Below are 14,073 nucleotides of genomic sequence, written 5' to 3'. Positions count from 1 at the left end.
TTGGCATGACTGGATGAGGGCATGAACCCTGTGACCGGCCTCGCCCTCGGGCGCATCGCCATCGGCCTGCTGTCGTTCCTCTGCCCTGCGCTCGCCGCGAAGCTCTTCCGGCTCGACGCCGAGGCCAACCCACAGTCGCCCTACCTGTCGCGGATGTTCGGCTCACGGGAGATCGCGCTCGGGGCTGCCGCACTGACGGCCCGCGGTACGACGTGGCGCAACGTCGCGATCGCCGGCATCGCGGTGGACGCGGCCGACGCAGCGTCCGGCTACCTCGCCGGGCGGGACGGCTACGTCAGCAAGCCGACGAGTGCGTTCCTCACCGCTCCTGCGCTCGGCGCCGTCGCGGCCGGTCTCGCCGGGCTGTGGATCAGCCGACGAGGGCTCAGCTGATCACAAACCTGACCAATGCGATCGTGCCGACCAGCACGATCAGGGCTCGGAGTGCCGGCGCCGGGAGCTTGCGACCCCACGTTGCGCCGAGCTGGCCGCCGATCGTTGCGCCGACCGCGATCAGGCCGACGATGCTCCAGTCGACCTGGTCGAGCGCGACCGCGAGGAAGACAACCCCGGCCACGCCGTTGCCGAGCGCGGCGAGCACGTTCTTGACGGCGTTGAGCCGCTGGAGCGAGTCGTCGACGCCGATGCCGAGGACCGCCATGCAGAGCACGCCCTGCGCGGCGCCGAAGTAGCCGCAGTAGACGCCGACGCCCCCGATGGCCGGCCACACCCACCGGGCTCCGTGCTCGGGCAGGCTGCCGCCGAGCCGGGCGTGGCGCGCAGCGACGGCCCGCGAGATGCGCGGCTGCAGCACGACAAGGACGAGACCGAGCAGGATCAGCATCGGCACGATCGTCTCGAAGGCTCCCGAGGGCAGGACCAGCAGCAGGCCTGCACCAGCGGCCGCGCCGATGGTCGTCGCAGAGGCCAGCCGGAGGACGCGCGCCCGCTGGCCGGCGAGCTCGCGCCGGTAGCCGACCGCACCCGACACCGATCCCGGCACGAGCCCGATCGCGTTGGAGATGTTGGCGGTCACCGGCGGCACCCCGAACGCGAGGAGCGTCGGGAACGTGACCAGGGTGCCGGAGCCGACGACCGTGTTGATCGTGCCGGCCGCCATCCCGGCGAGCAGGATGGCGGCCGCCTCGACCAGGGTCACTTCTGCGTCGTGCCGCTGTCGGGACCCTTGGCGAGCTGACCGATGCCCTCGAGGGCCTTGCTGAACTCGCTCGGCACGATCCACACCTTGTTGGACGTGCCCTCGGCCAGCTTGGGCATCGCCTGGAGGTACTGGTAGGCCAGCAGCTCCTGGTCGGGGCGACCCTCGTGGATCGCCTCGAAGACCGCTGTGATGGCCTGCGCCTCACCCTGAGCGCGGAGGATGGCAGCCTCACGGTCACCCTCGGCGGTCAGGATCAGCGAGGTCTTGGCACCTTCGGCGGTGAGGATCGCGGCCTGCTTGTTGCCCTCCGCGGTGAGGATCGCCGACTGGCGCTCGCCCTCAGCCGTCAGGATCGCCGCGCGCTTGGAGCGCTCGGCGCGCATCTGCTGCTCCATCGCGTCGGAGATCGACGGCGGCGGGTCGATGCCCTTGAGCTCGACGCGGTTCACGCGGACGCCCCACTTGCCCGTGGCACCGTCCAGCTCGCCGCGCAGACCGTTGTTGATCTGGTCGCGCGACGTCAGCGCGTGCTCCAGGGTCATGCCACCGACGATGTTGCGCAGGGTGGTCATGGTGAGCTGCTCGATCGCCTGGATGTAGTTGGCGATCTCGTAGGTCGCGGCGACCGGGTTGGTCACCTGGAAGTAGATGACCGTGTCGATGGAGACGGTCAGGTTGTCCTCGGTGATGACTGGCTGCGGCGGGAACGAGACGACGTTCTCGCGCAGGTCGATCATGTAGCGGACGTTGTCGATGAACGGCACGACCATGTTGAGGCCGGCCGGCAGCGTCGCGTGGTACTTGCCGAACCGCTCCACGACTCCTGCGAAGGCCTGCGGGACGATCCGGACGGTCTTCGCCAGGAAGACGACGACCAGGATCAGCGCGAGGACCAGTACTACTGCCACTGCGGGCATGTGCTTCCCCCTCTTAGGCCGGGCGCACGACGGCTGTCGCGCCCCGGATTTCCACGACGTCGACGGTCTGACCCGGCTCGAGCGTCTCGTAGTCGAACTGCACCGCGGCGGTCCACGTCTCACCGTCGAGGCGGATCGAGCCCGACTCGAGGCCGGTGATCCGCTCCGTGACAACGGCCTGCTTGCCGACATAGCGCTCGATGCCGAGTGGCGCGGCCGGGCTGCTGTGCAGACGACGGACCAGCGACGGACGCACCAGCGCGAGGGCCGCCACGGCCGCCACACCGGCCACGACGACCTGAAGGACGCCGTCCAGCGTCGCGAACGCCGCGACCATGCCGACGAGGGCGCCGAGCGCCAGCATCAGCAACACGAGGTCCATGCTCGCCAGCTCGGCGACCGCCAGGACGATGGCGATCCCGAGCCAGGTTTCCCACGCGTGATCGCGTATCCAGTCCATGGCAGGAATCTATCCGGGTTCGCCAACAGGCGCAGGTGACCCTCCGAGGCTGTGGATCAGCCGAGGTGCCGGTGCGAGCGACGCGCCTGCCAGCGGCCGTCCTCGTGGGTCACGTGGAGCGGCATCCCGAAGGTCGCCGACAGCACGCTGTCGGTGATCACCTCGTTGATCGGACCAGCGGCGACGACGCCGCCGTTGCGCAGAACGAGCGCGTGGGTGAAGCCCGGGGGGATCTCCTCGACGTGGTGCGAGACCAGCACGGTTGCCGGCGAGAGCTCGTCGTAGGCGAGCAGCGCGAGCGTGGATACGAGGTCCTCGCGGCCGCCGAGGTCGAGACCCGCGCCGGGCTCGTCGAGGAGCAGCAGCTCCGGGTCGGTCATCAGCGCGCGGGCGATCTGCACGCGCTTGCGCTCACCCTCGCTCAGCGTGCCGAACGTGCGGTCCATCAACGGCTTGGCACCCAGCTCGACGAGCAGCGCCTCCGCGCGGTCGTGGTCGAGCGCGTCGTACTCCTCGCGCCAGCGCCCCACGACGCCGTACGACGCGGAGACGACGAGGTCGCGCACGAGCTCGGTGCGCGGGATCCGCTCCGCGAGCGCGGAGCTGGTCAGGCCGATCCGTGCGCGCAGGTCGAAGACGTCCACGGCTCCGAGCACCTCGCCGAGGATGCCTGCAAGTCCGGCGGTCGGGTGCAGCTGCGCGCTGGCGACCTGCATGAGCGTGGTCTTGCCGGCGCCGTTGGGACCGAGCACGACCCAGCGTTCGCCCTCCATGACTGTCCAGGTGACGGCGTCGAGAAGGGTGGCCTGCCCGCGACGCACGGTGACGTCAGCGAACTCGATGACTGCGGACATGCGGACGACCTTATCGAGTCCGTACGCTTCCCCGATGTGACCCTCTCCGATGCCGCGTCCTTCGCCTGGTGGTGGACCGCCTGGCGCCGCGGTGACGCCGCGCTGGACGACGTCATCGACGCGCTCGAGGGCATCCACCACGTGACCGGCCTGCCGGGCCACGACGAGCCGCTCTCGCTGGTCTTCGCCTTCCCCGCGTTGCGCGACCTGGGCGCCGTCTCCGCCGGTCTGGCGCTGCCCGCCGACGGTGATCCGCTGGGCCTCGGCGGTCCCGCGGACTTCAACACGGCCGCGCTCGACACGGGCGAGGCCGTGGTCCTGGCCGGAGCGGGGCTGGGACTCATCCCGCACCGTGCGGGACACGGCGTGGTGTGGCAGTGCCTGCCTGCGGCTCGCCGCCAGCTCCCCGACCTGGGCGAGGCAGACCGCGGGCTCCGGCACACCCTGGCGACCACGGCCCACCGACTCGACGGCCGCCAGCTGGGCCATGAGCTGCCTGAGCTCGCTGACGCGTTGCTGAACCTGCGCCACCGGCACATGCCGCACGCTCCTGCCGGGACACCCGCCCTGTGCGTCGACCTGGCGGCGCGTGCCCTGCAGGCGTGGGCGATCGCCGACCTCGCACCCATCGAGGAGCTGAGCCCGCTCGAAGCCGCGGCACGACGTGCGCTGGTCGCCGCCTGCTCACCCGAGGTGTGGCCGCCCGCACCCTGATCGCGGCGCGGTGTCGACACCCGAGGGCGATAACCTCAGCGCGTCATGACTGATGCCACTGCTGAAACCCTGCTGATCACCCTCACCGGCGACGACCGGCCCGGCGTCACGTCGGCCATCTTCGAGGTGCTCTCCGCCTCGGGCGTCGCGGTCGTCGACCTCGAGCAGATCGTGCTCCGCGGACGCCTGGTCCTCGGTGTCCTGGTCACGGAGCCACGCAACGCGAAGAAGCTCCGCCGTGCCGTCGAGGAAGCGGCCACGGACCTCGGCATGCACGCCACCATCCAGCGCCGCAGCGGTGACGCCAACCCGCTGCCCCCGCACCGCAACCACGTGACCGTGATCGGCTCGCCGCTCAAGGCGTCCGCAATGGCCGGCGTGGCAGGCCGGATCGCCGACCTGGGCGGCAACATCGACAGCATCAAGCGGATGGCGCGCTACCCGGTCACCGCGATCGAGCTGCTCGTCTCGGGGATCCCGACCGACGCACTGCGCACGGCACTGGTCACCGAGACCCGCCCGTTCAGCGTCGACGTCGCGGTCCAGGAGGTCAGCCTCCTGCGTCGCGCCGCGCGCCTGATCGTGATGGACGTCGACTCGACACTGGTCCAGGGCGAGGTCATCGAGATGCTCGCGGCGTACGCCGGGTGCGAGCCCGAGGTCGCCCGGGTCACCGAGGCCGCGATGCGCGGCGAGATCGACTTCGAGGAGTCCCTGCGCTCGCGGGTCGCACTGCTCGAAGGGCTCGACGCGTCTGCTCTCGACAAGGTCTACGACGGCATCCTGCTCTCCCCCGGGGCGCGCACGATGGTCCGCACCCTCAAGCGCCTGGGCTACCGGTTCGCCATGGTGTCGGGCGGGTTCTCGCAGGTCACCGACCGGATCGCGGCCGACCTCGGGTTCGACTTCGCGCGCGCCAACGAGCTCGAGATCGTCAACGGCAAGCTCACCGGTCGCATCGTCGGCGACGTGGTGGACCGGGCCGGGAAGGCGTCGTCGCTCCGCGCCTTCGCCGCCGAGCTCGGCGTACCGGAGAAGTCGGTGATCGCGATCGGCGACGGCGCCAACGACCTCGACATGCTGAACGCCGCGGGGCTGGGCATCGCCTACAACGCCAAGCCGGTCGTGCAGGAGGCCGCGGACACGGCCGTCAACGTGCCCTACCTCGACACGATCATCTACCTGCTCGGCATCAGCCGCGAAGAGGTCGAGGCAGCGGATGCCGAGGCCGGCATCGTCACGCCAGCTCCCCCGGTCTAACTCCCCCGGTCTAGCTCTCCCCGGGCCGCACCGCGCGGAGCCGGCCGTAGCCCTCGGACAGGCGTGCCCACGGCACGTCGACCTCGAGGACGGCCACCGAGGCGGGCGCGAAGCCTGACAGCAGCTCCGTCTCGGCAGCCGGGTCGCCCTGCCCGTCGCACAGGATCTGGGCGAGGTAGTGGATCGTCGGGTTGTGGCCGAGCACGAGCAGGGTCCCGACGGACTCGTCGGTGAGGCGAATCGTGTCCAGCGCACTGTCAGGGCTGGCTGTGTAGAGGCCGGCGTCGATCACGGGGACGACCGTCCAGCCCGCGTCCGCCGCCACTGTCATCCAGGTCTGCTGCGTGCGAACGGCCGCTGACACGAGCGCGACCTCGGGTTGGATGCCCTGCTCACGAAGCCAGGCAGCAACCCGCCCGGCCGCGTCGACGCCGTGGGGCGCGAGCGCCCGGTCGGCATCCGACGCTGCCCAGCCCTCGGCGTGGGCGTGGCGTAGCAGCACCAGGGTGTGGGACACCTGAGTCACTCGTCCTCGAGCCGGAAACCAATCTTCAGGCCGACCTGGAAGTGCTCGACGGCACCGTCCTTCACCTGGCCGCGAACCTGGGTCATCTCGAACCAGTCGATGTGGCGCAGGGTCTTGCTGGCCCGCTCGATGCCGTTGCGGATGGCCTGGTCGATGCCGTCCGGCGACGTGCCGACGATCTCGGTGACGCGGTAGGTGCGGTTCGACATGGCAGGGCCTCCAGGTGGTGCGGACGATGCGACACCCCGAGCCTACCGACGTACGCCGCGACGTAGGCTGGGGGCATGCGACATCGGGACCGTCGACACGGCGGGGACGAGGCGATCGTCATCACGACGGCACCTCAGTCGGTCGACGACGAGCTCGGTCACCGGCAGCGTCGCTACCTGATCTCGATGGCGATCCGCACGGCGTGCGTGGTCGGCGCAGTCGTGGTCAAGGACGGCTGGCTGCTCTGGGTGATGATCATCGGCGCGGTCTTCCTTCCCTATGTAGCGGTGGTCATGGCCAACGCCGCCACCAAGCGCGACGACGGACCGGCGATGCAGAGCCCCGGCAGCCAGCGTGGGATGCTCCCGCCGGCATGAATGACTCCCCCACGACTGAAGCGCCCCTCTGCTCCGCGAAGGGCTGCCAGGCCGACGCTGCCTGGGCCCTGCGCTGGAACAACCCCAAGATCCACACGCCCGATCGCCGCAAGGCGTGGCTGGCGTGCGACTCCCACCGGGAGTCGCTGACCGCTTTCCTGACCGCGCGGGGGTTCCTGCGCGAGACCGAGGCGATCGCGGACTTCACACCCGAAGGCGTCGACCCGACCTAACCGCCGATCGCGCTCATCGGGCGGTCGGGCTGGAGGAACGACGGGTCATCGATGCCGGCACCCGCGCGCTTGCCGCGCATGGCGGCAACCCAGCGGATCGCCAGCTCGTCATCGCTCGCCCCGGCGCGCATGGACGTGCGCAGGTCGGACTCCTCGCGGGCGAAGAGGCAGTTGCGCACCTGACCGTCGGCCGTGAGCCGCACCCGGTCGCAGTCGCCGCAGAACGGGCGGGTGACACTGGCGATCACGCCGACGGTCGAACTGGTGCCGTCGACGTTCCACAGCTCGGCGGGAGCACTCCCCCGCGGCTCTCGCGCCGGGGTGAGGGTGAACCGCGTCGAGAGCGACGTGAGGATCTCCTCGGCGGTGACCATCTCGGCGCGCTTCCAGTCGTGCTGGGCGTCGAGGGGCATCTGCTCGATGAACCGCAGCTCGTAGCCGCGCTCGACGCACCAGGCCAGCAGCTCGGGAGCCTGGTCGTCGTTGATGCCGCGCATCAGCACGGCGTTGATCTTGATCGGAGTGAGCCCGGCGTCGTGCGCAGCCTCCAGGCCGGCGATGACGTCCTTGAGCCGGTCACGCCGGGTGATCTCGGTGAACGTCTCCGGACGGATCGAGTCCAGGCTCACGTTGATCCGGTCGAGCCCCGCGTCGACGAGCGCGGTCGCCATGCGGGACAGGCCGAGCGCATTGGTGGTGATCGACACGTCGGGGGTCGGCTCGAGCTGCTTCGTGCGTCGTACGACGTCGAGGAGGCCGCGGCGTACGAGCGGCTCGCCACCGGTGAAGCGCACCTCACGGATGCCGAGGCGCTCCACACCGATCGTGATCAGCCGGACGATCTCGTCGTCCGTGAGCATCTTCTCGTCCGGCATCCAGTCGAGACCCTCCGCCGGCATGCAGTACGAGCAGCGGAGGTTGCACCGGTCGGTCAACGAGACGCGGAGGTCCGTGGCCACGCGGCCGTAGCGGTCCCCCAGCGCAAGTGTCGTCACCTGCTCATCCTAGGTGCGGGGGTGGCAGATACCCTCGCCCGGTGCGTTCGCTCTCATTCCTGGTGAGCCGGCGATGGGTCCTCTTTGCGATCATCGTCGGCCTGCTCGCCTACGTTGCCTGGTGGCTCGGCGAGTGGCAGTTCCACCGGCTCGAGGATCGCCGGGACCGCAATGCGGTGATCGAGCGCAACGAGTCGGCGTCTGCGGTCCCTGTCTCGACCGTCCTCTCGACCTCCCGGTCCGTGCCCGCATCGGCCGAGTGGACGCGCATCACGGCCACCGGCACGTACGACGTCGAGCACACCGTCCAGGTGCGGTACCGCACCTATGAGGGCAACTCCGGTGTCGAGGTCGTGGTGCCGCTGGTGACGTCCTCCGGGACTGCCGTCCTCATCGACCGCGGCTGGCTGGCCACCGACACGGCGACGGCACAGCTCGCCGACATCCCGGATCCCCCGACGGGCACGGTCACCGTGACCGGCTGGGCGCGTGCGGACGCCACGGGCGAGTCGACCGCCGTCAGCGGCGAAGGCGGTGCGGTCTCGACTCGCGCCATCTCGAGCCGGACCATTGCCGCCGAGACGGGCCTCACGACGTACCAGGGGTTCGTGCAGCTCGACAAGGAGTCGCCGGAGCCAGCGACCGCACTGCGCGCTGGCGAGCTTCCTGACCTGGGCAACGGCCCGCACTTCTTCTACGGGCTGCAGTGGTGGTTCTTCGGGGTGCTCGCGATCTTCGGCTTCGGCTACCTCGCGTACGACGAGTGGCGGATCCTCACCGCTCGCAAGGCTCCTCGCCGCCAGGGCTGACTCCGGCGACGGGTCAGAGCGAGCGGATCAGCCCGCCGTCGACCGGCAACATCGCGCCGGTGACGTACGAGGCCAACGGGCTGAGCAGGAACGCAGCCGCCCGGCCGAACTCCGCGGCCTCGCCGTATCTCCCCAGGGGAATGCTGGTGACGGCCTTTGCCCTGGCCGCCTGCGGGTCGCCGCCGAGTGCGTCGAGCTCGCGCAACCGGTCGGTGTCGATGCGCCCGGGGAGCAACCCGTTGACGCGGACGCCCTTCGGACCGACCTCGTCGGCCAGGCTCTTGGCGACCATCGCCAGGCCCGGACGCAGCCCGTTGCTGATGGCCAGGCCGGGCACAGGGGCCTTCACGGAGCTGGACAGCACATAGGCGATGCTCCCGCCTGCGGGCAACGCCGCGGCAATCTCGCGCCCGAGCCTGACCGCGCCCAGGAAGACACTGTTGAATGCGGCGGACCAGTCCTCGTCCTTGCTGTCCGTCACGTTGCCCGCCTTGGGGCCACCGACCGAGACGAGAGCGCCGTCGAGGCGGTCCCACGTCTCCAGCGCCTTGGCGATGAGGAGCTGCGGAGTCCCCGGGTCGGCGTTGTCGGCGACCACGCCGATCGCGCGTTCCCCCAGCCCGTCAACGGCGGCTTCGAGGGAGTCCTCGTGCCGTCCGGAGAGCACGACGTGCGCGCCTTCCTCGATCAGCACCTCGGCAGTGGCGAGGCCGAGGCCCCGCGAGCCACCGGTGACGATGTAGACACGGTCTGTCAGGTGCAGGTCCATGCCGACGACCCTAGCGAGTCGGGCTCAGACCCTCAGAGCTTGCCGAGCTTCGGGTAGGGGCTCGCGATCCGCACCTTCTGGGGGCGGAAGTCAACGGTGACCGCAGCGGCCTCGACGTTGATGATGCGACCCATCCCGTAGGAGTCGTGGCAGACCAGCTCATCCATCTCCCACGAGAGGATGACAGGCTCGGGGGCAACCGCAAACGGGCTGCTGGACAGGCGGCGACGTGCGGGCGTGGTAGTCATCTCTACCAGTATGCGCCCGATATGCCCCGAGTGCGGCATCGACAGTGTCAGCCGTCGTTGCTGCGGGCGAACTGTGTGGCGTGCAGCTCCGCGTACAGGCCCCCGGCGGCGAGCAGCGCCTCGTGCGATCCGGCCTGGACGACGCGGCCTTCGTCGACCACGAGGATCTGGTCGGCGTGCCGGATCGTGGAGAGCCGGTGCGCGATCACCAGCGACGTCCGGCCGGCCAGAGCGGCGTCGAGTGCACGCTGGACCGCGACCTCGGACTCGGAGTCCAGGTGGGCCGTCGCCTCATCGAGTACGACGATGGCGGGCGCCTTCAGGAGCAACCGCGCGATCGCGAGCCGCTGCCGCTCACCGCCGGAGAGCCGGTAGCCACGGTCACCGACGACCGTCTCCAGCCCGTCGGGCAGACCCTGGATCAGCGGCGCGATCTGCGCCGCAGCGAGCGCCGCCCAGATCTCGTCATCGGAGGCGTCCGGACGGGCATAGACGAGGTTGGCGCGGATCGTGTCGTGGAACATGTGGGCGTCCTGGGTCACGTAACCCACCTGGGCCTCGAGCGACTCCAGTGTCACGTCGCGCACGTCGTAGCCGCCGATCCGGACGGCACCGGCGGTCACGTCGTACAGCCGGGCGACGAGGTGCGTGAGCGTCGTCTTGCCGGCGCCCGACGGGCCGACCAGCGCGACCATCTGTCCGGGCGAGACGGTGAACGAGACGTCGTGGATGACCTCGCGCACGTCGCGGGACTCGCGGCGGGCAACCGATTCGAGGGAGGCCAGCGAGACGTCCTCCGCGCGCGGATAGGTGAACGCGACGTTGGAGAACTCCAGCGACGCCGCCGAAGCGGGCAGCACTACAGCGGACGGCTTCTCCTGGATCGTCGAGGGCAGGTCCAGCACCTCGAAGACCCGGTCGAAGCTGACCAGGGCGGTCATCACGTCGACGCGGACGTTGGAGAGTCCCTGCAGCGGGCCGAGCAGCCGGAGCAGGAGGGTTGCCAGGGCGAGCAGTGTCCCGACCGTCAGCTCCTCGTCGATGACGAGGTTGCCGCCGACGCCGTAGACCAGGGCGGTGGCGAGGGCCGGGATCAGCATGAGCGTCGCGCCGAAGATCCGGGTCACCAGCGCGATGCGGATGCCGATGTCGCGGACGTTTCCTGCCTTCGCGGCGAAGCTCGCGTCCTCCTCGTCACGGCGACCGAAGAGCTTCAAGAGCATCGCGCCACCGACGTTGAAGCGCTCGGTCATCGCATTGCCCATGTCGGCGTTGCCGTCCATCTGCGTGCGCGCGAGGCCGGCGAGCTTGCCTCCGACGATGCGGGAGGACAGGAACAGGATCGGGAAGAGCACCAGGCAGAGCAGCGTGACCTGCCACGAGAGCGCGATCATCGCGATGCCGACCACGACCACCGAGATCAGGTTGGAGACCGTGCTCGACAGCGTCGACGTGAAGGCACGCTGGGCACCCATCACGTCGTTGTTCAGCCGGGAGACCAGCGCACCGGTCTGCGTGCGGGTGAAGAACGCCAGCGACTGCCGCTGCACATGCGCAAAGACCTGGGTGCGCAGGTCGTAGATCAGCCCTTCGCCGATGCGTGAGGACAGCAGCCCGGACGCGACCGCGAGCAGTGCCGAGATCACGGCCACGCCGGCCATGATCAACGCGAGCTGCGTGACCAGTCCCCCGTCGTTCTTCAGGATGCCGTCGTCGACGATCCGCTGGACCAGGAGCGGGCTGACCACCACCATGCAGGCGTCGACCACCGTCAGCACGAGGAACGCCGCGATCAGCGGGCGCAACGGGCGCGCGAACCCGAAGATGCGGCGCACGGTGTCACGAGACAGCCGCTGGTTGACCACCGACCGATCGGTGCGGAGAGTCCGCATCATCGGGCCCATTCCCTGCATGCCGGACATTGCGGTCTCCTCCTCGTCGAATCAGGCCAGCGACACGAGGTCGGCGTAGTCGTCGCTCCACAGGTCTTCGTCGCCGTCCGGGAGCAGCAGCACCCGGTCCGGCTCCAGCGCACGCACAGCGCCCTCGTCGTGCGTGACCAGGATGATCGCACCCTGGTAGCTGCGGATCGCGTTCAACACCTCTTCGCGCGAGGCGGGGTCGAGGTTGTTGGTCGGCTCGTCGAGCAGCAGGACGTTGGCGCTCGACACGACCAGTGCCGCCAGCGCGAGGCGGGTCTTCTCGCCGCCGGAGAGTACGCCGGCCGGCTTGTGCGCGTCGTCACCGGAGAAGAGGAACGAGCCGAGGACCTGGCGAGCCTCGACGTCGGTCAGCTGCGGCGCGGCGCTCTGCATGTTCTGCAGCACGGTGCGGTTGACGTCGAGCGTCTCGTGCTCCTGCGCGTAGTAGCCGATCTTGAGGCCATGTCCCGCGATCAGCCTGCCCGTGTCCGGCTGGGTGGCGCCGGCCAGGATGCGCAGCATCGTCGTCTTGCCCGCGCCGTTGAGTCCGAGGATGACGACGCGCGAACCCTTGTCGATCGCGAGGTCGACGGCGGTGAAGATCTCCAGCGCGCCGTAGGACTTCGAGAGGTCCTCGCCCATGAGCGGCGTCTTGCCACAGGGAGCCGGAGCCGGGAACTTGATCGCGGCGACCTTGTCCTGCACCCGCTCGCCCTCGATGCCGGCCTTGAGGCGCTCGGCCCGCTTGAGCATGGACTGGGCAGCCGATGCACCCGAGGCACGCGCACGCATGCGGTTGGCCTGGTCGGTGAGCGTCTTGGCCTTGTTCTCGGCGTTGAGGCGCTCGCGCTTGCGGCGGGCCTCATCGGTCTCGCGCTGCTGGAGGTAGGCCTTCCAACCGAGGTTGTAGATGTCGATCTCGGCACGGTTGGCGTCGAGGTGGTAGACCTTGTTGATCGTGGCTTCGAGCAGCTCGGTGTCGTGGCTGATCACGATCAGCCCGCCCTTGTGGTTCTGGAGGAAGCCGCGCAGCCAGACGATCGAGTCGGCGTCGAGGTGGTTGGTCGGCTCGTCGAGGATCATCGTCTCGGCGCCGGAGAACAGGATCCGCGCGAGCTCGATCCGGCGGCGCTGGCCACCGGAGAGCGTCTTCAGCGGCTGCGCCAGGATGCGCTCCTCGATGCCCAGGCTGGCCGCGATGGTGGCAGCCTCGGACTCCGCGGAGTAGCCACCGCCGGCCTGCATCTCGTCGACCGCGCGGGAGTACCGGCGCATGCCCTTCTCGGCGACTGCCGGGTCGGGGTCGGCCATCTCGATCTCGGCCGCCCGCAGGTTGCGCACCGCCTCGTCGAGACCGCGCGCGGACAGGATCCGGTCGCGGGCCAGGACCTCGGGGTCACCCGTGCGCGGGTCCTGGGGCAGGTAGCCCAGCTCTCCCGAGCGCGTGACGGTGCCCGCGGCAGGCTGGTTGTCCCCCGCGAGGATCTTGGTGAGGGTGGTCTTGCCGGCGCCATTACGACCCACCAGCCCGACCTTGTCCCCGGCTGCAACGCGGAAGCTGACGTTCTCCATGAGGAGGCGCGAGCCGGCGCGGACTTCGACGTTATGGGCAGTGATCATCTCGGGTGGTTAGTGTACGGGCGGAAGGCTCGGCGACCTGCATCAGGAAGGCACCACCATGCGGTTCAACCCCAAGGCTGACATCGGCGGCGGACGCATCAGCACCGGCGGCGGAGGTGGTGGGCTCGGCGGCGGCCTCGGCGGAGGTGGGCTCGGCGGCGGCAGCGGCCCACGGATCCCGATCCCCGGCGGCATGGGCATCAAGGGCACGATCGTGATCATCGTGCTCTACGTGATCCTGCAGATGTGCACCAGCGGCGGCCTTCCGGGCCCGAGCCTCGGCCAGTCCGACACGCCCACCCAGCAGCAGGGCGACACCAGCACGTACGACGCGTGCAAGACCGGCGCGGACGCCAACGAGGACGCCAACTGCGCGCGCAAGGCGGTCGTCTACTCGCTGGAGCAGTACTGGGAGACGCAGCTCCCGGACGGCAAGTTCAAGGTGGCCCCGGTCGTCACGTTCACCGGCAACACCAGCACCGCGTGCGGCTCCGCCAGCTCCGGCATGGGCCCGTTCTACTGCCCTGCCGACCAGACCATCTACCAGGACCCGTCGTTCTACGAGCAGATCTTCGAGGGCCAGCTCGGCGGCGAGAACGCTGACTTCGTCGAGGCCTACGTCCTCGGGCACGAGTACGGCCACCACATCCAGAACATCACCGGCGAGATGAAGAACGTCCGCACCCAGCAGGGCGAGAACAGCGACGCGGTGAAGCTCGAGCTCGAGGCCGACTGCTACGCAGGGGCCTGGACCAAGGCTGCGACGGGCGTGCAGGACGACAAGGGCGTTGCCATCTTCGAGGTCATCGACGACGACGACATCCGCGAGGCGATCAATGCCGCCAAGACGGTCGGTGACGACTCCATCCAGAAGAAGACCCAGGGCTCGGTGAACCCTGACGGGTGGACGCACGGTTCGTCCGAACAGCGCATGCAGTCCTTCCAGGCCGGCTACCAGGGAAGCAGCCCCGAGGTCTGCCGGTCCATCTGGGACTGA

18 protein-coding genes are annotated in these 14,073 nt (G+C 69.7%); 7 read left to right on the top strand and 11 right to left on the bottom strand.

Going from position 1 to position 14,073, the window contains the following annotated elements; all coding sequences use genetic code 11:
* Positions 1-21: 21 nt before the first annotated feature.
* Positions 22-393, top strand: coding sequence for a DUF4267 domain-containing protein (locus D4739_RS13690; RefSeq protein WP_120061142.1), 372 nt, complete (start codon positions 22-24; stop codon positions 391-393).
* On the opposite strand, the gene D4739_RS13685 is transcribed toward D4739_RS13690, so the two are convergent.
* Genes D4739_RS13685 through D4739_RS13670 form a run of 4 tightly spaced genes read right to left on the bottom strand, consistent with a single transcriptional unit; the run spans position 386 to position 3,393 of the window.
* On the bottom strand, positions 386-1,159 hold the full coding sequence (locus tag D4739_RS13685; RefSeq protein WP_120061141.1) for a sulfite exporter TauE/SafE family protein: 774 nt from the start codon (positions 1,157-1,159) through the stop codon (positions 386-388). The two genes, D4739_RS13690 and D4739_RS13685, sit on opposite strands and share 8 nt — an antisense overlap.
* On the bottom strand, positions 1,156-2,079 hold the full coding sequence (locus tag D4739_RS13680; protein ID WP_120061140.1) for an SPFH domain-containing protein: 924 nt from the start codon (positions 2,077-2,079) through the stop codon (positions 1,156-1,158). The genes D4739_RS13685 and D4739_RS13680 overlap by 4 nt, the downstream gene beginning before the upstream one ends.
* A gap of 13 nt (positions 2,080-2,092) precedes the next feature.
* Entirely contained in the window at positions 2,093-2,539 is a 447-nt protein-coding gene (locus tag D4739_RS13675) for an NfeD family protein (RefSeq protein WP_120061139.1), read from the bottom strand.
* A 56-nt stretch (positions 2,540-2,595) separates the two neighbouring features.
* A complete protein-coding gene (locus D4739_RS13670) occupies positions 2,596-3,393 on the bottom strand; it encodes an ABC transporter ATP-binding protein (protein ID WP_120061138.1) in 798 nt (265 codons plus the stop codon).
* Between the two features lie 36 nt (positions 3,394-3,429).
* Between D4739_RS13670 and D4739_RS13665 the strand changes: the two genes are divergently transcribed.
* The gene (locus D4739_RS13665) at positions 3,430-4,107 is read left to right on the top strand and encodes a hypothetical protein (RefSeq protein WP_120061137.1); all 678 of its coding nucleotides are present in this window, start codon (positions 3,430-3,432) and stop codon (positions 4,105-4,107) included.
* Positions 4,108-4,152: 45 nt separating this feature from the next.
* Positions 4,153-5,367 carry a phosphoserine phosphatase SerB gene (serB, locus tag D4739_RS13660; RefSeq protein ID WP_120061136.1) on the top strand — a complete coding sequence of 405 codons (1,215 nt, stop codon included), beginning with the start codon at positions 4,153-4,155 and terminating at the stop codon, positions 5,365-5,367.
* 10 nt (positions 5,368-5,377) lie between these two features.
* Here the strand turns inward: serB and D4739_RS13655 are convergent, their stop codons facing one another.
* Both D4739_RS13655 and D4739_RS13650 read right to left on the bottom strand, forming a co-directional pair.
* The gene (locus D4739_RS13655; protein WP_182920422.1) at positions 5,378-5,884 is read right to left on the bottom strand and encodes a SixA phosphatase family protein; all 507 of its coding nucleotides are present in this window, start codon (positions 5,882-5,884) and stop codon (positions 5,378-5,380) included.
* Between the two features lie 5 nt (positions 5,885-5,889).
* The gene (locus D4739_RS13650) at positions 5,890-6,102 is read right to left on the bottom strand and encodes a dodecin (RefSeq protein WP_120061134.1); all 213 of its coding nucleotides are present in this window, start codon (positions 6,100-6,102) and stop codon (positions 5,890-5,892) included.
* A 75-nt stretch (positions 6,103-6,177) separates the two neighbouring features.
* Between D4739_RS13650 and D4739_RS13645 the strand changes: the two genes are divergently transcribed.
* A complete protein-coding gene (locus D4739_RS13645) occupies positions 6,178-6,480 on the top strand; it encodes a DUF3099 domain-containing protein (RefSeq protein WP_120061133.1) in 303 nt (100 codons plus the stop codon).
* Positions 6,477-6,713 carry a hypothetical protein gene (locus D4739_RS13640; RefSeq protein WP_120061132.1) on the top strand — a complete coding sequence of 79 codons (237 nt, stop codon included), beginning with the start codon at positions 6,477-6,479 and terminating at the stop codon, positions 6,711-6,713. The genes D4739_RS13645 and D4739_RS13640 overlap by 4 nt, the downstream gene beginning before the upstream one ends.
* Here D4739_RS13640 and moaA read toward each other — a convergent pair.
* Positions 6,710-7,708, bottom strand: a complete 999-nt coding sequence (moaA, locus tag D4739_RS13635; protein WP_220699294.1) for a GTP 3',8-cyclase MoaA — start codon at positions 7,706-7,708, stop codon at positions 6,710-6,712. The genes D4739_RS13640 and moaA overlap by 4 nt on opposite strands.
* Before the next feature lie 41 nt (positions 7,709-7,749).
* Between moaA and D4739_RS13630 the strand changes: the two genes are divergently transcribed.
* Complete coding sequence (locus D4739_RS13630) at positions 7,750-8,517, top strand: SURF1 family cytochrome oxidase biogenesis protein (protein ID WP_120061131.1); 768 nt, start codon at positions 7,750-7,752, stop codon at positions 8,515-8,517.
* A 13-nt stretch (positions 8,518-8,530) separates the two neighbouring features.
* On the opposite strand, the gene D4739_RS13625 is transcribed toward D4739_RS13630, so the two are convergent.
* The 4 genes from D4739_RS13625 to D4739_RS13610 are packed head-to-tail and all read right to left on the bottom strand — an operon-like array spanning position 8,531 to position 13,076.
* Positions 8,531-9,286 carry an SDR family oxidoreductase gene (locus D4739_RS13625; RefSeq protein WP_120061130.1) on the bottom strand — a complete coding sequence of 252 codons (756 nt, stop codon included), beginning with the start codon at positions 9,284-9,286 and terminating at the stop codon, positions 8,531-8,533.
* A 32-nt stretch (positions 9,287-9,318) separates the two neighbouring features.
* On the bottom strand, positions 9,319-9,534 hold the full coding sequence (locus tag D4739_RS13620) for a hypothetical protein (protein ID WP_238473654.1): 216 nt from the start codon (positions 9,532-9,534) through the stop codon (positions 9,319-9,321).
* Positions 9,535-9,581: 47 nt separating this feature from the next.
* Positions 9,582-11,456 carry an ABC transporter ATP-binding protein gene (locus tag D4739_RS13615; RefSeq protein WP_120061128.1) on the bottom strand — a complete coding sequence of 625 codons (1,875 nt, stop codon included), beginning with the start codon at positions 11,454-11,456 and terminating at the stop codon, positions 9,582-9,584.
* Positions 11,457-11,477: 21 nt separating this feature from the next.
* On the bottom strand, positions 11,478-13,076 hold the full coding sequence (locus D4739_RS13610) for an ABC-F family ATP-binding cassette domain-containing protein (protein ID WP_120061127.1): 1,599 nt from the start codon (positions 13,074-13,076) through the stop codon (positions 11,478-11,480).
* 58 nt (positions 13,077-13,134) lie between these two features.
* On the opposite strand from D4739_RS13610, the gene ypfJ reads away from it, so the two are divergent.
* Positions 13,135-14,073: a KPN_02809 family neutral zinc metallopeptidase gene (gene ypfJ, locus D4739_RS13605; protein WP_120061126.1), complete on the top strand. Its 939-nt coding sequence runs from the start codon at positions 13,135-13,137 to the stop codon at positions 14,071-14,073.

The sequence above is a fragment of the Nocardioides cavernaquae genome (genome assembly GCF_003600895.1).
GTDB classification, from domain to species: domain Bacteria; phylum Actinomycetota; class Actinomycetes; order Propionibacteriales; family Nocardioidaceae; genus Nocardioides; species Nocardioides cavernaquae.
Note: the sequence above shows the minus strand (reverse complement) of the source record. Positions and strands in the feature narration are given on the sequence as shown.